The organism is Pseudomonas sp. B6001 (genome assembly GCF_013386015.1).
GTDB lineage: Bacteria > Pseudomonadota > Gammaproteobacteria > Pseudomonadales > Pseudomonadaceae > Aquipseudomonas.
In genome coordinates, this window is sequence record NZ_JACAOX010000021.1 from 53912 (window position 1) to 74222 (window position 20311).

Annotated in this window: 21 protein-coding genes and 1 pseudogene; 7 read left to right on the plus strand and 15 right to left on the minus strand. The window is 61.6% G+C overall.

The window, feature by feature from the left end:
* Window positions 1–7: 7 nt before the first annotated feature.
* Window positions 8–130, plus strand: a pseudogene (locus HX821_RS32075) (outer membrane lipoprotein carrier protein LolA); the annotation flags it as partial.
* Here the strand turns inward: HX821_RS32075 and HX821_RS23835 are convergent.
* From HX821_RS23835 to HX821_RS23845, 3 genes are all read right to left on the minus strand, one after another.
* Window positions 108–461 carry a DUF1493 family protein gene (locus HX821_RS23835; RefSeq protein ID WP_177036522.1) on the minus strand — a complete coding sequence of 118 codons (354 nt, stop codon included), beginning with the start codon at window positions 459–461 and terminating at the stop codon, window positions 108–110. The pseudogene HX821_RS32075 and the gene HX821_RS23835 sit on opposite strands and share 23 nt — an antisense overlap.
* A gap of 309 nt (window positions 462–770) precedes the next feature.
* Window positions 771–1364 (minus strand): putative adenosine monophosphate-protein transferase Fic, encoded by a 594-nt coding sequence (locus HX821_RS23840; RefSeq protein WP_008435782.1) that lies wholly within the window; start codon window positions 1362–1364, stop codon window positions 771–773.
* Window positions 1364–1534, minus strand: a complete 171-nt coding sequence (locus HX821_RS23845) for a YhfG family protein (RefSeq protein WP_003213201.1) — start codon at window positions 1532–1534, stop codon at window positions 1364–1366. Before HX821_RS23845 ends, HX821_RS23840 begins: the two co-directional genes overlap by 1 nt.
* 209 nt (window positions 1535–1743) lie before the next feature.
* Here HX821_RS23845 and HX821_RS23850 point away from each other — a divergent pair, with 209 nt between their 5' ends.
* The 3 genes from HX821_RS23850 (at window position 1744) to HX821_RS23860 (ending at window position 5145) form a co-directional block, all read left to right on the plus strand.
* A complete protein-coding gene (locus tag HX821_RS23850) occupies window positions 1744–3681 on the plus strand; it encodes an ATP-dependent DNA helicase RecQ (protein ID WP_102367894.1) in 1938 nt (645 codons plus the stop codon).
* A gap of 114 nt (window positions 3682–3795) precedes the next feature.
* Window positions 3796–4653, plus strand: coding sequence for a M15 family metallopeptidase (locus HX821_RS23855; protein ID WP_177036524.1), 858 nt, complete (start codon window positions 3796–3798; stop codon window positions 4651–4653).
* 60 nt (window positions 4654–4713) lie between these two features.
* Window positions 4714–5145: a thioesterase family protein gene (locus HX821_RS23860; protein WP_003213207.1), complete on the plus strand. Its 432-nt coding sequence runs from the start codon at window positions 4714–4716 to the stop codon at window positions 5143–5145.
* An 89-nt stretch (window positions 5146–5234) separates the two neighbouring features.
* Here the strand turns inward: HX821_RS23860 and HX821_RS23865 are convergent, their stop codons facing one another.
* From HX821_RS23865 to HX821_RS23880, 4 genes are all read right to left on the minus strand, one after another.
* The gene (locus tag HX821_RS23865; RefSeq protein ID WP_008435777.1) at window positions 5235–5717 is read right to left on the minus strand and encodes a glycine zipper domain-containing protein; all 483 of its coding nucleotides are present in this window, start codon (window positions 5715–5717) and stop codon (window positions 5235–5237) included.
* A 231-nt stretch (window positions 5718–5948) separates the two neighbouring features.
* Window positions 5949–8297: an FdhF/YdeP family oxidoreductase gene (locus tag HX821_RS23870; RefSeq protein WP_003213210.1), complete on the minus strand. Its 2349-nt coding sequence runs from the start codon at window positions 8295–8297 to the stop codon at window positions 5949–5951.
* Entirely contained in the window at window positions 8294–9133 is an 840-nt protein-coding gene (gene fdhD / locus HX821_RS23875; RefSeq protein ID WP_008435774.1) for a formate dehydrogenase accessory sulfurtransferase FdhD, read from the minus strand. Before fdhD ends, HX821_RS23870 begins: the two co-directional genes overlap by 4 nt.
* Window positions 9134–9228: 95 nt before the next feature.
* A complete protein-coding gene (locus tag HX821_RS23880; protein WP_134325555.1) occupies window positions 9229–10116 on the minus strand; it encodes a LysR family transcriptional regulator in 888 nt (295 codons plus the stop codon).
* Between the two features lie 130 nt (window positions 10117–10246).
* On the opposite strand from HX821_RS23880, the gene lysM reads away from it, so the two are divergent.
* On the plus strand, window positions 10247–10687 hold the full coding sequence (gene lysM / locus HX821_RS23885; RefSeq protein ID WP_003213215.1) for a peptidoglycan-binding protein LysM: 441 nt from the start codon (window positions 10247–10249) through the stop codon (window positions 10685–10687).
* 120 nt (window positions 10688–10807) lie between these two features.
* On the opposite strand, the gene yrfG is transcribed toward lysM, so the two are convergent.
* On the minus strand, window positions 10808–11470 hold the full coding sequence (gene yrfG, locus HX821_RS23890; protein ID WP_177036525.1) for a GMP/IMP nucleotidase: 663 nt from the start codon (window positions 11468–11470) through the stop codon (window positions 10808–10810).
* Window positions 11471–11557: 87 nt separating this feature from the next.
* Between yrfG and nudE the strand changes: the two genes are divergently transcribed.
* Window positions 11558–12124 carry an ADP compounds hydrolase NudE gene (gene nudE / locus HX821_RS23895; protein WP_003213218.1) on the plus strand — a complete coding sequence of 189 codons (567 nt, stop codon included), beginning with the start codon at window positions 11558–11560 and terminating at the stop codon, window positions 12122–12124.
* Entirely contained in the window at window positions 12121–12957 is an 837-nt protein-coding gene (gene cysQ, locus HX821_RS23900; protein ID WP_008435771.1) for a 3'(2'),5'-bisphosphate nucleotidase CysQ, read from the plus strand. The genes nudE and cysQ overlap by 4 nt, the downstream gene beginning before the upstream one ends.
* Before the next feature lie 113 nt (window positions 12958–13070).
* Here cysQ and HX821_RS23905 read toward each other — a convergent pair whose 3' ends face one another.
* Genes HX821_RS23905 through rfbB form a run of 7 tightly spaced genes read right to left on the minus strand, consistent with a single transcriptional unit; the run spans window position 13071 to window position 20143 of the window.
* Entirely contained in the window at window positions 13071–13526 is a 456-nt protein-coding gene (locus tag HX821_RS23905) for a YiiD C-terminal domain-containing protein (protein WP_003213222.1), read from the minus strand.
* Between the two features lie 27 nt (window positions 13527–13553).
* The gene (locus HX821_RS23910; RefSeq protein ID WP_087692719.1) at window positions 13554–14939 is read right to left on the minus strand and encodes a sigma-54 dependent transcriptional regulator; all 1386 of its coding nucleotides are present in this window, start codon (window positions 14937–14939) and stop codon (window positions 13554–13556) included.
* Window positions 14936–16744 (minus strand): ATP-binding protein, encoded by a 1809-nt coding sequence (locus tag HX821_RS23915; protein WP_023659335.1) that lies wholly within the window; start codon window positions 16742–16744, stop codon window positions 14936–14938. The genes HX821_RS23910 and HX821_RS23915 overlap by 4 nt, the downstream gene beginning before the upstream one ends.
* Window positions 16745–16780: 36 nt before the next feature.
* Window positions 16781–17650, minus strand: coding sequence for a dTDP-4-dehydrorhamnose reductase (gene rfbD / locus HX821_RS23920; RefSeq protein WP_177036527.1), 870 nt, complete (start codon window positions 17648–17650; stop codon window positions 16781–16783).
* Complete coding sequence (gene rfbC, locus HX821_RS23925; protein WP_177009294.1) at window positions 17647–18192, minus strand: dTDP-4-dehydrorhamnose 3,5-epimerase; 546 nt, start codon at window positions 18190–18192, stop codon at window positions 17647–17649. The genes rfbD and rfbC overlap by 4 nt, the downstream gene beginning before the upstream one ends.
* Window positions 18189–19064: a glucose-1-phosphate thymidylyltransferase RfbA gene (gene rfbA / locus HX821_RS23930; RefSeq protein WP_087692716.1), complete on the minus strand. Its 876-nt coding sequence runs from the start codon at window positions 19062–19064 to the stop codon at window positions 18189–18191. The genes rfbC and rfbA overlap by 4 nt, the downstream gene beginning before the upstream one ends.
* Window positions 19061–20143, minus strand: coding sequence for a dTDP-glucose 4,6-dehydratase (gene rfbB, locus HX821_RS23935; RefSeq protein ID WP_177036529.1), 1083 nt, complete (start codon window positions 20141–20143; stop codon window positions 19061–19063). The genes rfbA and rfbB overlap by 4 nt, the downstream gene beginning before the upstream one ends.
* Between the last annotated feature and the right edge of the window lie 168 nt (window positions 20144–20311).

Here is a 20311-nt window from a genome sequence, read left to right on the forward strand (position 1 = left end):
AAGGTCCTTGGTTGTAGGTGCGAGCTTGCTCGCGAAGGTCGTTAACGATAATGCGGGCTTTCAGGGGGAACGCGGCGCTCTCAGGTTTTTCGCGAGCAAGCTCGCTCCTACAGGTTTTCCAGGGTTTGCGTGTCCCAGCGTTGGGCCTTGATAGCCAGGTAAAGCATGCCGATGGTCAGCGGGATTTTGTCGCCGCGGCCTTTGGCTCTGTGCTTCAGGAAGACATCGAAGACGGGAGGTTGGAAATAACGATAAGCGTCGTAGTCGTTCAAGTCGACAGCGAAGTCTTGCTCCAGAGCTTCCATCAATTGATTGGCTTCGGTGCCGTCGCTGCCCAGTTCGAGGTTGATGGCGGTTTCAAGGCGCAACGTCTTATGTTCGGGCAGGCCAATTTCTTCATGCAGCAGTTGCAGGAGCTGCTGCATCGCGATGTCTTCGGGGAAGTTGGGGGCCAGGTTCATGGTGGTTACGCGAGAGTGGGTGGAGGCGACCGACTTTATCGATGGCACCGCGATCCTTCAAACGAAACTGGTCAAATGTGGGAGGCGGGCTTGCCCGCGATGGCGGTGTTTCAGTGGTAAAGGTGTTGTCTGACACTCCGCTATCGCAGGCAAGCCAGCTCCCACATTTGATCGTTCCCACGCTCCGCGTGGGAATGCATCCCGTGACGCTCCGCGTCACCAGTGTTCATGGCTTGGGTCGTGCGCGGATGACGGGACGCGGAGCGTCCCTGGCGGCATTCCCACGCGGAGCGTAGGGAACGATCGGGGCTAGCGCGGGGTGCTGATACACCGCTCGAAAATCGCCTCCAACCCCCGATAATCACACGCCACCGCATCGATGTTCGCCGGTATCCACGCCGCATTCTTCACCAGCCACCAATTCACCGAAAACCCGGCATTCACGATGATCTGCTCGAACAGAATCCGCTGCGCCCGGCCGTTCCCTTCGCGAAACGGGTGGATCACGTTGAGGTCGCCATAAGCTTCGGCGACTTGCGTCACCAACTCCGCCTGCGTCACCCCGACAAACCAGTTCGCCTGCGCCATGTGCTGGATGATCTTGCTCGCCTCAGGCGGGATGCGCTCCGGTGTGCAGAACAGCGTGTCGCCTTTCTGGATGTTGACCGTACGCAGTTCCCCGGCCCATTCGTAAATGTCCGCGAACAGGGTGCGGTGGATGTGTTGCAGGCGTTCCAGGTCGTAGGGCGGGGGATACAGCGGAAGGCTGCCGACAGCGATTTCAGACAGTTCCCGCTCGGCCTGGTGCAGGCGTTCTTCGTCGAACAAATCGAGGCGGTTGCGCAGGACGCTGCTACCGGGGTAGCAGTACGGGTCCTGGCCCACGCCATATTTGTCGAGCATCAGCGTGGGGTGTTGCGGTACTTGGCGAGGACGGCTTCGCGGGTCGGCAGGGGTTTGTCGACGTCGGCGGGCTGGGTGTCGAACCCTTCCAGGCGCAGGCTGGCCAGGTAGTTGGAACGACGGATCTTGTCGTAGTGATCCTGCTTTTGCTCAAACGTCAGTTCGGCCATGACAGCGTCCTCTCGGTGCGAAGGTTGATTGTAGCGCAATGAGTTTCGAGATGCGTCCCGCGTAAGGTTGGAACGTTTCTTACGGGTGCCTACTCCACTTCCCAGGCTGTGTATCATCCAGACTCTTTTTTCCTTGCGACCTTTCTCGATTCGCTGAATGCGCTGGTCTATGTTTTGGGCTCGTTCAGCGGTCAATGGAGTGACAGCTTATGCACAACACCCTCCAACAGGTCTTTGGTTATCCACAGTTTCGTTTGGGCCAGGAGGCGGTGGTCAGTGCCGTGCTGGCCGGCCGTTCGGCGGCGGCGATTTTTCCCACCGGTTCCGGCAAGTCCCTGTGTTATCAACTTTCCGCCGTGTTGCTGCCGCACCTGACGCTGGTGGTGTCGCCGTTGCTGGCGCTGATGCAGGACCAGTTGGGTTTCCTGCAGCGCCACGGTATCTCGGCGGGCAGCATCGACTCGGCCCAGAGCCGCGATGATGCCAATGACGTCATGGCCCGGGCGCGTTCGGGCGAGCTGAAGATCCTGATGGTTTCCGTGGAGCGCTTGAAGAACGAGCGCTTTCGCAACTTCCTGCAAAGCGTGCCGATCTCGCTGCTGGTGGTGGATGAGGCTCACTGCATTTCCGAATGGGGCCATAACTTTCGCCCGGACTACCTGAAGCTGCCGGATTACCAACGCCAGTTCCGCATCCCCCAGGCGCTGCTGCTGACCGCCACGGCGACGCCCAAGGTGATCGCTGACATGCAGGCCAAGTTCGCCATTGCACCTGACGATGTGATCACCACCGGGTTCTACCGCTCCAACCTCAACCTGCTGGTTGAGCCCGTCAGTGGCCAGGACAAGCGACGACGGCTGGTGACGTGGATGCAGGAGCGAGCCAATCAGCCAAGCATCGTCTACGTCACGCTGCAAAAAACCGCGGAGCAGATTGCCGAGCATTTGAATCGCAATGGAATCCAGGCCGAGGCTTATCACGCGGGCCTGGCTCACGATAAGCGGGAGGCCATTCAGAAGCGATTCATGGGCGGTCAATCCAACTGCATCGTCGCCACCATTGCCTTCGGCATGGGCATCGACAAAAGCGATATCCGCAACGTGGTGCACTTCGACCTGCCCAAATCCATCGAGAACTACAGCCAGGAAATCGGCCGCGCCGGGCGTGACGGGCAGCCGTCTGAGTGTCTGGTTCTGGCCAACCGCGACAGCCTGAATATCCTGGAAAACTTTGTGTACGGCGATACGCCGGAACAGGAAGGTATTCGCCGAGTCCTGGAGGAAATACAGGCGGTCCGTGCCGATGGACAGTGGGAGTTTATGCTCCGGTCACTGTCGGACCACAGCAACATCCGTGAACTACCGCTGAAGACCTTGCTCGTGCAGCTTGAACTCAAGGGTGTGATCGCGCCACGCTACGCGTTTTATGCCGAATACCGCTTCAAGTATTTGATTGAACCAGAGGCATTGCTGGCGCGTTTTACCGGCGAGCGGCAGCAGTTTGTCGCAGCGATTATCCAGGTCTGCAAACGGGCGAAAACCTGGGCGACGGTGGACTTCGACGCGCTGTATCAACAGCACCAGGCCGAGCGCAGCCGGGTGGTGAAGGCCCTGGATTACTTTCAGGAACAAGGCCTGATCGAGATGGAAAGCCGGCAGATGACCGAGGTTTACGCCCTGCTGAATACCGACTTCGATCCACAGGCGCTGAGCACGGAGTTATACACAGGCTTCAAGCAGCATGAGGTGACGGAGGTGGCGCGAATTCACGCCATGCTGGATCTGTTCGCGACACAGGAGTGCCTGGGTTACCGCCTGGCGCACTATTTCGGCGATGAAAACGCGCCCCGGCAGTGCGGGCACTGCTCGGTGTGCCACGGTAACGTCGCCCACTTGCCGGCGCCGCCGAACTTGCCGCCGCTTGTGGATAAAAACTTTCTCGCGCTGTGCGGTGAATTTATCCACAGCCACCATGAATACAGCGGCGACTTGCCAAGCGCGGAGCGGCTGACACGGTTTTTATGCGGTCTCAGCGTGCCGTTGTTTACCAAGCTGAAGGCACGAGGGATTCCAGGTTTCGCGGTACTGGAGGAGTATCCCTATGCAGAGGTTCGTGAATGGGCGGAGGCAGGGTTGGAGGCACTCTGATTTCCGGCCTGGAGGGTCGCGCTTTCCCTTCCAGTGGCAGACGCCGCCGACAGCCGGACGGTGCCCGCAGGTGAGAAGGTTTGACGCTTCACTTCTTCTGCAAAGGAATTGCCCATGGCTTTTGGTTTTTCTCGTGGTGTTGTCCCCGGCGTCTTGCTGTTCGCCGGGTTGCTGGTCGCACAAGGCACGCTGGCCTCGGTCATCCCGTTGAGCATGAATGACTGTCGGCAGATGCAGCTTCGCAACACCATCACCGCCGCCAATCCATTGCCCTGCGCACGCCTGGCGCGGGTGACGTTCAGCTATGTGGACTTTGGCGGAGTGCTGCATAACAACGGGCAGCTCGTGGTGCTGGATGCCATCGCACCCCATGTGGAGGAGATCTTCAGGCAGTTGCTGCAACGTCGGTTCCCGGTGCATCAGGCGGTCAGGCTGGAAACCTATCGAGGCAACGACAAGGTCTCGATGGCCCGCAACAATACCAGTGGTTTTAATGGGCGCCAGGTCAGTGGCGCTTCGGGGTGGTCGCTGCACGCCTATGGCGCCGCAATTGACCTTAACCCTCTGCAAAACCCATTCGTTTTGTTCGGGCGTAACCCGCGAGGCGAATTCACCGGCCAGGCCACTGTTGAGCCCAAGGCAAGTACCGCAAATGCCGTTAACCGCCTGGATGCCCGCCCCGGCAAGCCGGCGCGCCCTGGCCGGGCAGAAGAGGTGATTGACCTGTTCGCCGAACACGGCTTTTTGACCTGGGGTGGTTATTGGGATTTTCCGCTGGATTACCAACACTTCCAGATCGGCCGGCGTTCGTTCGTGGAGTATCTGGCGCGGGTCACGCCGCAGCAGGCCAGCGCTGCAGTCGAGACCTATATCACCGCCTATCGCCAGTGCCTGCAGCAATCGGCCGAGACGGATCAAGCGCTCAAGCGTATGGCGTGCGTCCAGCAAACGATTGAGCAAAGCCCAACCTAGGCTTGCGGGTAGTGCTTGAACCCAGTATCAAGAGAGCCACCTCCTGCCCGGGTTTTACCGATGACCAACGCCATGCCACAACGCGCCGATTACCGCCACTTCCAGCCGATCATCACGCGCTGGCACGACAACGATGTATATGGCCATGTGAATAACGTCACCTACTACAGCTTCTTCGACACCGCGGTGAATACCTACCTGATCGAGCAGGGCGGGTTGGATATTCATGACGGCGAAGTGGTTGGGTTTGTGGTGAGTTCGGCGTGCGACTACTTCGCCTCGATTGCCTTTCCGGACCGCATCGAGATCGGCCTGCGGGTGGGCAAGTTGGGCAACAGTTCGGTGCAGTATGAGTTGGCGGTGTTCAAGGCGGGAGAAGAAGATGCCTGTGCTGCGGGGAGGTTTGTGCATGTGTTTGTGGATCGAGCGTCGAACCAGCCGGTGACGATCCCGGGGATGTTGCGCGAGGCGTTACAGCGATTGGTGATCTGAATACGATCTGCGAAGCAATGAAAATCAAATGTGGGAGCGGCGCACCGCCGCTCCCACATTAAACCCGCGTTGTTCTTTCGATTCGCGTGTTACCGGTGGTGGCGATAGTGATGCTTGTTTTTGCGATGCCCATAAGCATGGCCGCGCCCGCGATGGTCATCGCGGTCATAGCGGCGGTTATCACGCCCACGGTAACGACGATCATCGTCATCGCTCTTGTTGCCCATGTAGTTGCCCAGTGCGCCACCGGCGCCACCGCCGGCTGCTGCGCCGATCAGGCTGCCGGTGCTGCCGCCGACACTGCGACCCACCACGTTGCCGCCGGCTGCGCCCAATGCGCCGCCAATGGCTGCTTCACCGCGGCTGCGCTTGTCTGCGCCGACCGCACTGCCGCCCGCGCCGCCGAGTGCTGCACCAATCGCCGAGCCGGTGTTACCGCCCAGCTGCTGACCTACGACAGAACCTAGAACCCCGCCCAATGCGCCGCCCACACCGGCTTCGGTGGTGCCACCGGCCATGGCTGCGCCACTGACCAGGCCAAGGGACAACAAGAGAATCGAGGAGAACTTCATAGAGGAACCTCAAGAGGATGACGGCGCGATCCTGAGGTTGTATCGAGACGGTGACAATCGAAACCCGACCAGTGGTATGGGTTGTATACAATTCTCTAAGTTGCTGTTTTGTATAGGGAACTTAAGTGAGTTTTGCGAGTCTTTAGTTACTTCGGAACGGCCGCTTTTATGCAAAAGCGGCCTTTTTTGTGCCCGTAAGAAACTCGGGTGCTGTCTGTGGCGAGGTGTCGCTTAGGCCGACTTCGCCATGATCAAGCCGGTTGCACTCGCTGCTTCCAGGCGGATCGCTACAAACTTCGACGTTGGCGTATGGCTGCCATCCCCCGTGCTTTCCAGCGGCACCAGCGGATTCACTTCCGGATAATAAGCCGCAGCCTGCCCCGCCGGAATATCAAATGCCAGCAAGGTAAAGCCCTTCACCCGACGCTCACGGCCGTCGTCCCAGATCGACACGATGTCAGCCTTCTGCCCCGGCTTGAAGCCCAGGCGGATGATGTCGGCTTCGTTGACGAACAACACATCCCGCTGGCCCTTGACCCCACGATAGCGGTCGTCCAGGCCATAGATGGTGGTGTTGTACTGATCGTGGGAGCGCATCGACTGCATGATCAGGTCCGGCAATTGCCCGGTGTTGCGGGTGCGTTCGTGCACCAGGTCCTTGGGCAGGATGTTCGGGCGGAAGTTGGCGCGGCCCGACGGGGTGTTCCAACGACGGGCGCCAGCCGAGTTGCCCAGGTAGAAACCGCCCGGGTTTTTCAGGCGCTCGTTGAAGTCCTTGAAGCCCGGAATGGTGTCGGCGATCAGGTCGCGAATACGGTCGTAATCGGCCACCAGCCAGTTCCAGTCCACCGGCTTGCTGCCCAGGGTGGCGGCGGCAATGCCCGCCAGAATCGCAGGCTCGGATTTCATCTGTTTCGACAGCGGCTGCAGTTGGCCGTTGGAGGCGTGGACCATGCTGAACGAGTCTTCAACGGTCACGGCTTGCGGGCCTTCGGCCTGGATGTCGATGTCGGTGCGGCCCAGGCACGGCAGGATCAGCGCGTCCTTGCCATGCATCAGGTGGCTGCGGTTGAGCTTGGTGCTGATCTGTACGGTCAGGTCGCAATTGCGCAGTGCTTCAAAGGTGCGTGGGCTGTCCGGGGTGGCTTGGGCGAAGTTGCCGCCCAGGCCGATAAAGACCTTGGAGCGGCCTTCGAGCATGGCGTGAATCGCTTCCACCACGTTGTGGCCGTTATCGCGCGGCACCTGGAACTGGAAACGACGCTCCAGGGCATCGAGGAACGCCACCGGTGGCCGTTCGTTGATGCCCATGGTGCGGTCGCCCTGCACGTTACTGTGGCCACGCACCGGGCACAGGCCCGCGCCCGGGCGGCCGATGTTGCCGCGCAGCAGCATCAGGTTGGCGATTTCCTGGATGGTCGGCACCGAGTGGCGATGCTGGGTGATGCCCATCGCCCAGCACATGATCACGTTCTTGCCTTTGGCGTACATGCGCGCCGCTTGCTCGATCTCCACCAGGGTCAGGCCGGACTGCTCGACGATTTCATCCCATGAGGTGTCGTCGATCTTGCCCAGGTAATCCAGCACGTTGGCGGTGTGTTCGTTGAGGAAGTCGTGGTCGAACACGGCCTCCTTGCCTTCGGCCTGGGCCTGGCGTTCCCACAGCAGCAGGAACTTGGCCATGCCCCGCAGGATGGCCATGTCGCCTCCCAGCGCCGGGCGGAAGTAGGCGGTGTTGGTTGGCTTGTCGCCGTTGGTGAGCATTTCCAGCGGGTGTTGCGGGTGCTGGAAGCGTTCCAGGCCGCGCTCTTTCAGCGGGTTGATGCACACCACCTGGGCGCCGCGTTTTACCGCTTCGCGCAGTGGCTCCAGCATGCGTGGGTGGTTGGTGCCGGGGTTCTGGCCCCAGACGAAAATCGCGTCCGCATGCTCGAAGTCATCGAAGGTCACGGTGCCTTTGCCCACGCCCACGCTTTGCGCCAGGGCGACGCCGCTGGCTTCGTGGCACATGTTCGAGCAGTCCGGGAAGTTGTTGGTGCCGTAGGCGCGCACAAACAGTTGATACAGGTAAGCCGCTTCGTTGCTGGCCCGGCCCGAGGTATAGAACTCGGCCATGTCCGGGTTTGGCAGCGCATTGAGGTGCTTGCCGATCAAGTCGAAAGCCGATTCCCAGCTGATAGGTTTGTAACGGTCGGTTTCGGCGTCGTAGCTCATCGGCTCGGTCAGGCGGCCTTGGTACTCAAGCCAGTAGTCGCTCTGCTCCAGCAGCGCGCTGACGCTGTGCTTGGCGAAGAATGCCGCGTCGACCCGGCGCTTGGTGGCTTCCCAGTTGACCGCCTTGGCGCCGTTCTCGCAGAACTTGACCATGCCGCTTTCCGGCGAGTCGCCCCAGGCGCAGCCCGGGCAGTCGAAGCCGCCGTTCTGGTTGGTCTTGAGCATCATGCGGATGTTTTTCAGCGCGTTGTCGCTGGTCAGCCAGGCTTGCGCCACGCTGATCAGTGCGCCCCAACCACCCGCCGGGCCTTTATAGGGCTTGTAGCGCGGAGTGGGTTTGTCGTCGGCTTGATGATGATTACTCACGCTTGATTCTCCATCGCAGGGCTATAGACCCGCGGCGCACTTTTCTGCGGCAGGTGGATGAGATTGAGGTTGTGCCGGCGAGCCCATTGCAGGGCCAGGCCGGTGGGCGACGACAGGCTGACCAGGGTCTGGATGCCTGCACGCAAGACTTTCTGGATCAGTTCGAGGCTGCAGCGACTGGTAACAATCGCCAGGCCGCCGTCGGTCGGAATCTTTTGGCGGATCAGCGCACCGATCAGCTTGTCGAGGGCGTTATGCCGGCCGATGTCTTCACGGCCCAGCAGCAATTCGCCCTGGTTGTTCATGAACACCGCCGCATGCACCGCGCCGCTGTACTGGCCCAGCGGTTGGAACGCGCTGATGCGCTGGCGCAGGCCATCCAGCCATTCGGCAGGCGGCAACGGCGCGCCGGGCAACACCTTGAGGTTGGGCAGCGCCTGCTCCACGGCTTCTACGCCGCACAGCCCACAGCCACTGGTGCCGGCAAGTTGCCGGCGCTGCTGCTTCATATTCCAGAACGCGCGGCTGGAAATCTGCACCTGAGCGTATTGGGTCGAGCCCGAACCGCTGATTTTCAGGTCATAAATGTCGCTAACGTCTTCGATAATGCCGCTACCGATGCTGAATCCGACAATAAAGTCTTCAAGGTCGGTCGGCGTCACCAGCATCACCGCCTGGCTGATGTCGTTATAGGCAATCGCCAACGCGACTTCCTCGGCAAGCGCGGTGCTGGCCGATTCGGTGTGTTCGAGATTACAAAACTGGTAGCTCTGGCTGGCGGCGGGCGCGGGCGTTTCGAGGGCGGGCGCCGCGCAGACTGGGCGCTGGGCGTTCATTGGGCATTACCACCGGGAGTATTCAGCTGTAAGACTAGGCGCGACAAAGGGTCGCGTCTAATCGTCAGTACTGATCTACCGATAGATGCCGTCGATCAAGTCTCGATCAGCGATTTCTGATACAGCGCAAAACACGCTTCCGCCAAGGCCGAACGGGGTGCACTGCGGCGCATGATCAACCCCAGGCGAGCCAAAGTTTGAGCGTCTTCAATGGGTTGCAGGCGCAGGTGCTCGGTGAGGGCGTCGAGGCCGCCGTCCAGTGGCATCACCGCGCAACACAGGCCGCCGTGCACCGCTTGTAACAATTGATGGACGGCATCGGTCTGTAACAGTGGCTGCGGGTTGAGGCCACGGCTGTGGAAATTGTGGTCGATGGACTGGCGAAAGTGCATGCCGCTGGTGAGCATGCCCAAGGGCAGTTCGATTAGCGCCTCCCAACTCAGGGGCTTGTCGCCGAAGCTGAAGAACCGTTGGTCGTACAGCAGGCCCATGCGGGTTTCGCCCAGGGCCAGGGAGTCGAAACGTTCGGCGTCCAGGCGCTCGAGGTACGACACACCGAGGTCCAGGCGGTTGCTGGCGAGCTGTTCAAGGATTTGCTCGGAGCTTAACGCGGACAACTCAAAGCGCAGGCTGGGGTGTTCCTTGTGCAGCTTCTGCATCAACGCCAGCGGATCGAAGCTCGACAACGGCACCACCCCCAGGCGCAACGTGCCTACCAGGTTGCCGCGACACGCAGCGGCCTCGGCCTGCAAGCCGTCATAGGCCGCCAGCACCGTGCGTGCCCAGGCCAGCACGCGTTCGCCGGGGGCGGTAAAGCCTTCGAAGCGCTGCCCGCGATTGACCAGCGGCAACTGCAGCTCTTCCTCCAGGCTGCGCAGGCGCATCGACAGGGTCGGCTGGGTAATGTGGCAGCGCGCCGCCGCCTGGCCAAAGTGACGGGTTTCGTCGAGGGCGATGAGGAATTTCAGCTGTTTGATGTCCATCTTCGCTCCGGGCTTATTCCAATGCGGTGGGATTCTAGCGTGTTTGGGTCTTTGGTCAGGCTGGAACCCAATTCTGTAGGACTGGTCTAGTCTTTGGCATCTGGAAATTAAATCCCAAGGAGAGCGCACCATGAGTCTTTTAAGCTTTGTTAAGGAAGCAGGCGAGAAGTTGATTGACCTGTTGACACCGGGTAATGCCAACGCGAGCGAGCAGTTAAAAGAGCACGTGGCCAAGGTTGGTTTGGGTAACCCCAATGTGCAAACCACCGTCGACGGTGACAAGGTGACCGTGACAGGTGAAGTCGCCAGCCAGGAAGAGAAAGAGAAGATATTGCTGGCGCTGGGCAACATCGCCGGCGTTGCGAGTGTTGATGACCAGATCACCGTTTCCGGTCCTGCTGTCGCGGCGGCCCGCTTTGTCGTGGTGAAAAAGGGCGACACCCTGAGCGCGATTTCGCTGGCGGTGTATGGCAACGCCAACCAGTACAACAAAATCTTCGAAGCCAACAAGCCGCTGCTGTCCCATCCGGACAAAATCTACCCAGGGCAGACGCTGCGTATTCCTGAGTAATCCGCGGACCCAATGTGGGAGCGGGCTTGCTCGCGAAAGCGGTGGATCAGTCAATATATTCAGTGGCTGACACACCGTATTCGCGAGCAAGCCCGCTCCCACATTGGACCTTCAGCGTTGTTACAAACCTACGATCAAGTCCCGGTAATCCCCAACCGCTGCAAACTCCGCCGTGTCCTTGGGCCCCTTCCGGCTGTCCGGTTCCTTCACCGCCAGCAAGTGCCGCACGCCAAAATCCCGGGCGCTGCGCAGGATCGGCAAGGTGTCGTCGATAAACAGGCTGCGGGCCGGGTCGAAGGCGATGTCGGCGTGCAGGGCGTCCCAGAACTGCGGGTTTTCCTTGGCGAAACCATAGTCATGGGAGCTGATCAGTCGCTCGAAATAAGGCGCCAACTCGATGCGTTCCAGCTTCAACGACAGCGAATCCCGATGGGCGTTGGTGATCAGGATCACCCGCTTGCCCGCCTGTTTGATCGCCGCCAGGAAGGTGTCGGCATCCGGGCGCAAGGCAATCAGGTGCGCGGTTTCCAGCTTGAGCTCGCGTACCGGGATCTTGAGTTCGGCGCTCCAGAAATCCAGGCAATACCATTGCAACTGTCCGGCGTTACGCTCGAACAGCGGCTGCAGCTCCATCTCGGCCATGGCCCGGCTCACACCATGCAACTCGGCATAGCGCTGGGGCAGGTGCTCCATCCAGAAATGGTTGTCGAAGTGCAGGTCGAGCAAGGTGCCGTCCATGTCCAGCAGGACGGTGTCGATGGCGTGCCAGGGCAATGGAGGCATAAAGAACACTCATGTAAGAAAAGATATCCGACACAGACAATCGGAAAAGCCACGGTATAGTAACCCGATCACGCCAAGGAGCCGCTCATGCGCCAGAAACCCACCGTCCTCGCCCGCGAAATAGTCGCCAGTAGCCGTTTGTTCCGCGTGGAGGAAGTGCAATTGCGCTTTTCCAATGGCGTGGAGCGGACCTACGAGCGCCTGGTGGGCAGGGGTGCCGGATATGGCGCGGTGATGATCGTGGCGATGATCGACTCGGACCATGCGTTGCTGATCGAAGAATATTGCGGCGGCACCGACGAGTATGAACTGTCACTGCCCAAGGGCCTGATCGAACCGGGCGAAGACGTGTTGGCGGCGGCCGACCGTGAGCTCAAGGAAGAAGCCGGTTTCGGCGCCCGCCAGTTGGAGCACATCACCGAGCTGTCGCTGTCCCCCGGCTACATGAGCCAGAAAATCCAGGTGGTGCTGGCCACCGAACTGTATGAAGAGCGCCTGGAAGGCGACGAGCCGGAGCCGATGCGCGTCGACCGGGTCAACCTGCGGGAGCTCTCGCAGTTGGCGCAGAACGAGCAGTTCAGCGAGGGCCGCGCGTTGGCCGCGCTGTACCTGGTACGCGACCTGTTGACTCAACGTGGAGCGTTCCAGCCATGAGCGAACTGTTCCTGGGTCACCCGTTTATTGCCCCCGCGATCGAATTGGCCCGCCAGGCTGGCGAGGTCATCCTGCCGTATTGGCGCGCCGATGTTGCCGTCACCACCAAGACCGATGATTCACCGGTCACTGCCGCCGACTTGGCTGCCCATCACTTGATCCTCGCCGGTCTGACTGCCCTGGACCCGAGCATTCCGGTGCTGTCGGAGGAAGACGCCGACATTGACCAGAGCGTGCGCGCCGGTTGGCAGCGCTGGTGGCTGGTGGACCCGCTGGATGGCACCAAGGAATTCATCTCCGGCAGCGAGGAGTTCACCGTCAACATCGCGCTGATCGAAAAAGGCCGCGTGGTGTTTGGTGTGGTGTCGATGCCTACCAGTGGTCGGTGCTACTTCGGGGGGGCCGGGCTGGGTGCCTGGCGTTCCGATGTAGGTGCTGCGCCCAAGCAAATCCAGGTGCGCCAGACCCCGGCGAGCGGTGAAGCATTTACCGTGGTTGCCAGTCGTCGCCATACGAGCCCTGAACAGGATCGCTTGCTCGCTGGCTTGAGTGCCGGATTGGGCGAGTTGAAGCTGGCCAATATCGGCAGTTCTTTGAAGTTCTGCCTGTTGGCTGAGGGCAGCGCCGATTGCTACCCGCGCCTGGCGCCGACCTCGCAGTGGGACACGGCGGCCGCGCAAGGGGTGCTGGAAGGGGCGGGTGGGGAAGTGCTGGAGCTGGATGGGCAGCCGTTCAGTTACCCGGCGCGGGCGTCGTTGTTGAACCCGTTCTTCCTGGCATTGCCGGCTAAAGCGGAGTGGCGTGAGCGGTTGCTGACCCTGGCCCGGTCTTAAGCACAGCGCCGATCAAAAATGTGGGAGCGGGCTTGCTCGCGAAGGCAGTGTGTCAGTCACCAGATGTATTGGCTGATCCACCGCTTTCGCGAGCAAGCCCGCTCCCACATTTGTTATGTGTGCAGGACGTACTGCCCGGTAAAGGCCACGGCCCGCTCTTCACTGCCCTCGTTGACGATCCATGTCTCCAGCGCCAAGCGCGCCCGGCCATAACGCTTGTAGGTGGCGACGAATCGCTTCCACACCTTGTCATCAGGTGCCTGGCAAATCGCCGTCGCATCGGTGGTCACCGGCAGCGGATAACTGATCTGCCCTTCCTGAATCACGATATGCCCGTCTTCAATCCCTTCCTCGCGCAACTGCAAATGCAGCCAGCCCCAACCTGCCAGCACGGCGCCGCAATACAGGCTGCCGCCAAACATGGTGCTCTTGTGGTTGATGTTGGCGTCGAGCGGCAAGCGCAGTTGCAGCTGCCGGTCCTGCCAGTCGATAACCTTGAGGCCCATTTCCCGGGTCAGGGGAATGTCGTGGTGAAGGATCGATTCCAGGTAACGGCTATCGCGACTCATGGTGGCCTCGTGGCAGGGGGAAAAGGGTCATTCGTCGTCAGCGTGACTGTTGCCGCTGTCAGCGAAGTTCAGCCCGTGCTTGCGCAGTTTGTCGTGCAGGGTTTTACGCGGCACGCCCAATGCCTCGGCGAGGCTGCGCATGGAATTGTGGGTGCGCGCCAGTTCGGCGGCGATCAGGCTTTTTTCAAACTGTTCGACCTGTTCGCTCAAGCCGCCGGGCGTGCTGGTGAGGATGCCCGGCGAAGGGCTGTCGGGTGTGCTGTCCAGCGCCAGTTCAAGGCCCAGGGCGAAACGCTCGGCGGCGTTTTGCAGCTCGCGCACATTGCCCGGCCAGCTGTGACGCAACAACAACGCGCGCTGGCCCGGTTGCAGCTCTTTCATCGGTAGCCCGTGGCGTGTGCTGGCTTCGTCGGCAAAGTGCTGGAACAGCATCAACGCATCCTCACCCCGTTCGCGCAGCGGTGGAATGCGCAGCGGCGCAACGTTGAGGCGGTAATACAAGTCCGCCCGGAAGCGCCCCTGGTCGGCGGACTGGCGCAGGTCTTCCTTGGTGGCGGCGATGATGCGGATATCCAGCGGGATCAGTTGGTTGCCCCCCAGACGCTCCACCACACGCTCCTGCAACAGCCGCAGCAGCTTGACCTGCACATCCAGGCTCATGCTTTCGATTTCGTCGAGAAACAGCGTGCCGCCGTTGGCGAATTCGAATTTGCCGATGCGCCGCTTCTGGGCGCCGGTAAAGGCCCCGGGCTCATGCCCGAACAACTCGCTTTCCACCACCGACTCGGCCAGGGCGCCGGCGTTGATCGCCACAAACGGGCCGCTGCGGCGGTTCGACAGATCGTGCAGCGCACGCGCTACCACTTCCTTGCCGGCACCGGTTTCACCGAGGATCAGCACATCAGCCTTGGTCGCCGCCAGCGCGCCAATCTGCTCGCGCAGGCGCAGCATTTGCGGGGAGTGGCCCACCAGGCGCGTACTCAATTGCTGACGGTCGCTCAGGGCCAGGCGCAGGCTGCGGTTGTCCAGCACCAGGCGGCGCAGGGCCAGGGCGCGGCGCACGCTGTCGAGCAGGGCGTCGCTGGCGAAGGGTTTTTCCAGGAAGTCATAGGCGCCGGTGCGCATCGCCTGCACCGCCAGTGGCACGTCGCCGTGGCCGGTGATCAGCAGTACCGGCAGCTCCGGGTCCTGGGCGTGGAGTTCCTTCAACAGTTCCAGGCCGTCCATGCCGGGCATGCGGATGTCGCTCACCACAACCCCCGGCCAATCCCGGGACAGGCGCGCGGTCAGGCCCTGGGCTTCGCCGAGGGTCAGGACTTTCAGCCCGGCCAGGTCCAGGGTCTGGCAGAGGGCCTGACGCAGGTGTGGATCATCGTCGATCAACACCACCTGAATCTGGTTATCGATAGTCATACACTGCGGTCCTCGGACGGTTGCAGACTGACACCCGGTGCTCCGGCGCGCAGTTTCAAGGTTAACAGTGCGCCGCCTTCCTTGTGGTTGGCGAACAACAGTTCACCGCCAAAGGCGCGCATCAGGGTGTCGCAGATCGCCAGGCCCAACCCCAGGCCCTGGGTGCGGGTCTTGGTGGTGTAGAAGGGCTCGCTGGCGCGGCCCAGGGCTTCCATGCAGAAACCCGGGCCGTTGTCGCGAATGTACAGGTTGACGCCCTGTTCGGTGGTTTGGGCACTCAGCCAGAGTTTGCGCGGCGGGCCTTTTTCGGTCAGGGCGTCCAGAGCGTTGGCCAGCAGGTTGCCCAGCACCTGGCGCAGGCGGGTTTCGCCGGCCGCCACCCACAAGGTGGCCTCGGGCAGGTCGCGGATCAGTTCCACTTCCATTGCCCGCCGCCGCTTGGCCAGCAGCGCCAGGGCATCGTCCAGGGCCGGTTGCAGGGCCACGCTTTCCGGCGCATGCCGGTCGCGTCGGGCGAAGGCGCGCAAGTGAGCGATGATCGAGGCCATGCGCCCGGTCAACTCGCTGATCAGCTTGAGGTTGCCACGGGCGTCGTCGGTGCGCTCATGGTCGAGCAAAATCCCGGCGTTTTCCGCGTAGCTGCGAATCGCCGCCAACGGCTGGTTGAGTTCATGGCTGATACTCGCCGACATGGTGCCCAGCGCCGACAACTTGCCGGCCTGCACCAGGTCATCCTGAGCCCGCACCAATTCCTGCTGGGCATGTTCGCGTTCCAGCACTTCCTGCTTCAGCCGACGGTTGAGGCCTTCCAGGTCGCTGGTCCGCTCGATCACGCGCATCTCCAGTTCGCGACGGGCCTTGGCTTCGAAGGCGATGCGTTCCAGGTAGTGACGACGGCGCTGCATCATCAGGCCGAGCAACAGCATCAGCACCAGCAAGGCGGCGCCACCCACCGCGACCACGGTGCGCACCGGGCGGCTGATCAAGGTGCGCGGCGCGAGAATCTCGACTTTCCAGCCGGTTTCGGCGATGTCGGTGGATTGGCGCACCCACGCCGTCGGGCTGAGGCTCAGCGGCTGCGGGTCGCGGGTCGGATAGGGCTGGATGGCGATGATGGCGCGGCGTTCTTCATCCGTCAGCGGCCGGGTGGCACGAAAGCGCCATTGCGGGCGCGAGGTCAGGATCACCACGCCGTTGTGGTCGGTGACCAGCAGTTGTTCGGGGGTGTTGCCCCACAGGCTTTCGGTGTGGTCCAGGTCGACCTTCACCACCAGCACGCCGATGATCTTGTCACCATCGCGTACGGCGGCGGCGAAGAAGTAACCGCGCTTGGCCGAGGTGGTGCCCAGGCCGAAGAAGCGCCCGAGGCGCCCGGCCATGGCTTCGCTGAAGTAGGGGCGAAAGGAAAAATTACGCCCGACGAAGCTGTCCTGCTTGTCCCAGTTGGACGCGGCGAGGGTCTTGCCGGTGGTGTCCATCAGGTACATCACTTCCACCCCGGCCTGGGCGGCGACATCCTTGAGCAGGTGGTTGGCGTTGACCAGGTTGGTGCTGACGTGAGGCGCGTCGATGGCGGTGCGCAGGGCCGGCAGGTCACCGAGGATTTGCGGCAACACTTCGTAGCGGTGCAGGGTGCCCAGCAGGTTGGCGACGTACAGGTCCAGCGTCTGGCGGTTCTGACCGGCCAGTTCGTTGCGGTAATAACGCTCGGCCAAGTGCTCCAGCGGCCACAACAGCGGTGCCAGGCATAGCGCCAGCAATGCCAGGCTGCGCCAGCGGGGTCTTCGCGGAAGGGGTGGAGTCATGGGAGTCATGCGCCTGTGGGTACAGGCGCATTATGCCTAGTGCTGCTCGGCAAGACACTCGCGCAATGCGTCATGCCACTGCGGTTGCGAGACATGCCATTGCTGTTGCAGGCGGCTGCAATCGAGGCGCGAGTTCAGCGGGCGCCTGGCCGGCGTTGGATAGGCGCTGGAGGGAATCGCTTCCAGCTCGGCGCAGGCACGACCGTTGGCCCGTAGTTGCTCGCCGATGGCCTGGGCAAAGCCGAACCACGAGGTCTCGCCCTGGGCCGTCAGGTGGTAGACACCCCAATCCCCGGCCTGGCCCGCCTGCCAGCGCTCGATCAGTGCACGGGTGCTGTTGGCGATGGTCCCGGCCCAGGTCGGCGCGCCGATCTGGTCGGCGACGATGCGCATCTGCGGTTTTTCCTGCAGCAGGCGTTGCATGGTCAGCAGGAAGTTCTTGCCGTGGGTCGAGTAGACCCAGCTGGTGCGCAGGATCAGGTGTTCACCGCCGACGGCCGCGATCGCCTGTTCGCCCGCCAGCTTGCTTGCGCCATAGACGCCCAGCGGGTTGGTTGCGTCGTCCTCGTTGTAGGGCGCGGCCTTGCTGCCGTCGAACACGTAGTCGGTGGAATAGTGAATCAGCGGAATGCCCAGTGCCTTGGCTTCCTCGGCAAAAATCCCGGGCGCGGTGGCGTTGATGGCGAAGGCCACGTCCGGCTCGCTCTCGGCTTGATCGACGGCCGTATGGGCGGCTGCGTTGATGATCAGGCCCGGGCGATGGGCGCGTACCTGGTCGCGGACCTGCTCGGGACGGGCCAGGTCAAGCTGGTCGCGGCCCAGCACGATCAACTCGCCCAGGCCCCGGAGACGTTGTTGCAACTCCCGGGAGACTTGGCCATGTTGGCCGCTGATAAGGATTTTCATGGGAACAGGTCGGCCTCTTGCAGGCTTTTCCCGGCCTGGTCCTTGGCAGACAGTTGCGGCGTCTCCGTCAGTTCCCAGTCGATGGCCAGCGTCGGGTCGTTCCAGAGGATGCAACGCTCGGCGCTCGGCTGGTAGTAATCGGTGGTCTTGTAGAGGAACTCGGCGTAGTCGCTCAGCACCACAAAGCCGTGGGCGAAACCTTCCGGTACCCACAACTGGCGATGGTTATCGGCGCTAAGCCGCACGCCCACCCATTGCCCGAAGTTGGGCGAGCTGCGGCGGATGTCGACGGCCACATCCAGCACTTCGCCGGCGATGACGCGCACCAGTTTGCCCTGGGTATGTTCGAGCTGGTAATGCAGGCCGCGCAGCACGCCTTTTTGCGAGCGCGAGTGGTTGTCCTGCACGAAATCACGCTTGAGCCCGGTGGCCTCTTCGAAGGCGCGGGCGTTGAAGCTTTCGTAGAAAAAGCCGCGCTCGTCACCGAACACTTTCGGTTCGATGATCAATACGCCCGGCAACGACGTGTGGGTGACCTTCATTTTTGCTCCCCGGCCAGTGAATACAGGTATTGGCCGTAGCCGGTCTTGCCGAAGTACTTGGCCCGCTCCAGCAAGTGGTCACGGTCGATCCAGCCGTTCTCGTAGGCGATTTCTTCCAGGCACGCCACTTTCAAACCCTGGCGGTGCTCGATGGTCTGCACATACGTCGAGGCCTCCAGCAGGCTGTCGTGGGTGCCGGTGTCGAGCCAGGCGAAACCACGGCCGAAGCGCTCCACGTGCAGGTCGCCACGCTTGAGGTAGGCGTTGTTGACGTCGGTGATCTCCAGCTCGCCCCGTGGCGATGGCTTGACTGCCTTGGCGATCCTGATCACGTCGTTGTCGTAGAAATACAAGCCAGTCACCGCGTAGCTCGACTTTGGCTTGGCTGGTTTTTCCTCGATGGACAGCGCGCGGCCCTGGCTGTCGAAGTCGATCACGCCGAAACGCTCCGGGTCCTTGACCCAGTAACCGAATACCGTGGCGCCAGATGGGCGTTCGGCAGCCGTGCGCAGTTGTTCGCCGAAGTGCTGGCCGTGGAAGATGTTGTCGCCCAGGATCAGGCATACCGGGTCATCGCCGATAAACTCTTCGCCAATCAAGAACGCCTGGGCCAGGCCGTCCGGGGACGGCTGCTCCGCATAAGTGAACCGCACGCCAAACTGGCTGCCATCGCCCAACAGGTTGCGGTATTGCGGCAGGTCTACCGGGGTGGAGATCACCAGGATTTCCTTGATCCCGGCCAGCATCAGCACCGAGATCGGGTAGTAGATCATCGGCTTGTCATACACCGGCAACAGTTGCTTGGAAACGCCCAGGGTAATGGGGTGCAAACGCGTGCCGGAGCCACCGGCCAGTACGATTCCCTTCATCATGCGATCAGATCCTTAAAGTCGGTGTTGCCCAGTCGTTCGCCTTGATAACTACCGTCCTGGACCCGGCGGCACCATTCCAGGTTATCGAGGTACCACTGCACGGTTTTGCGCAGGCCGGTTTCAAAGGTTTCTTCGGGCACCCAGCCCAATTCGCGCTCGATCTTGCTGGCGTCGATCGCATAGCGCTGGTCGTGGCCCGGGCGATCCTTGACGAAAGTGATCAGGTCAGTGAATTTCTCCACGCCCGCCGGGCGTTGTGGTGCCAGTTCTTCCAGCAGGCCGCAGATGCTGCGCACCACGTCGATATTCTTCTGCTCGTTATGGCCGCCGATGTTGTAGGTCTCGCCTACCACACCTTCAGTCACCACTTTGAACAGCGCGCGGGCGTGGTCTTCGACGAACAGCCAGTCGCGCACTTGCAGGCCGTCGCCGTACACCGGCAATGGTTTACCTGCGAGGGCGTTGAGGATCACCAGCGGAATCAGCTTCTCGGGAAAGTGGAACGGCCCGTAGTTGTTCGAGCAATTGGTCAACAGCACCGGCAGGCCGTAAGTGCGCTGCCAGGCGCGTACCAGGTGATCGGATGCGGCCTTGCTGGCCGAATACGGCGAGCTTGGGGCGTAGGGCGTGGTTTCGGTGAACAGGTCATCGACGCCGTGCAGGTCGCCATACACTTCATCGGTGGAGATGTGGTGGAAGCGGAAGGCACTCTTGGCCGGTTCTTCCAGCTTCTGCCAATAACCGCGTGCGGCCTCCAGCAGGCTGTAGGTGCCGACGATATTGGTCTGGATAAAATCCGACGGGCCGTCGATGGAACGGTCCACATGAGACTCGGCCGCCAGGTGCATGATCGCGTGGGGCTCAAAGCGCGCCAGTACGGCGCTGACGGTGGCCTGGTCGATGATATCGGCCTGGACGAACTCGTAGCGGCTGTTGCTCGCGATGCTGGCCAGCGACTCAAGATTGCCGGCGTAGGTCAATTTGTCCAGGTTGAGCACTTCGTGCCCGGTGTGTTGAATCAGGTGCCGGATCAGAGCGGAGCCGATGAATCCGGCGCCGCCGGTGATGAGAATGCGCATGTCGGAGGCCCTTTTCCTTAGACAGACATTAAGCGAATGGAGCATAGCTTGAGTTGTGGAGCCAGGTGGTGCAAGGGGCCACAGTCAGATTGACGGCACTGCGCGGGACTGGGGGTTGCGTAACCCCCGTCAACAATGGCGATATAAGCGCCTGATAAAAAAGCCAGG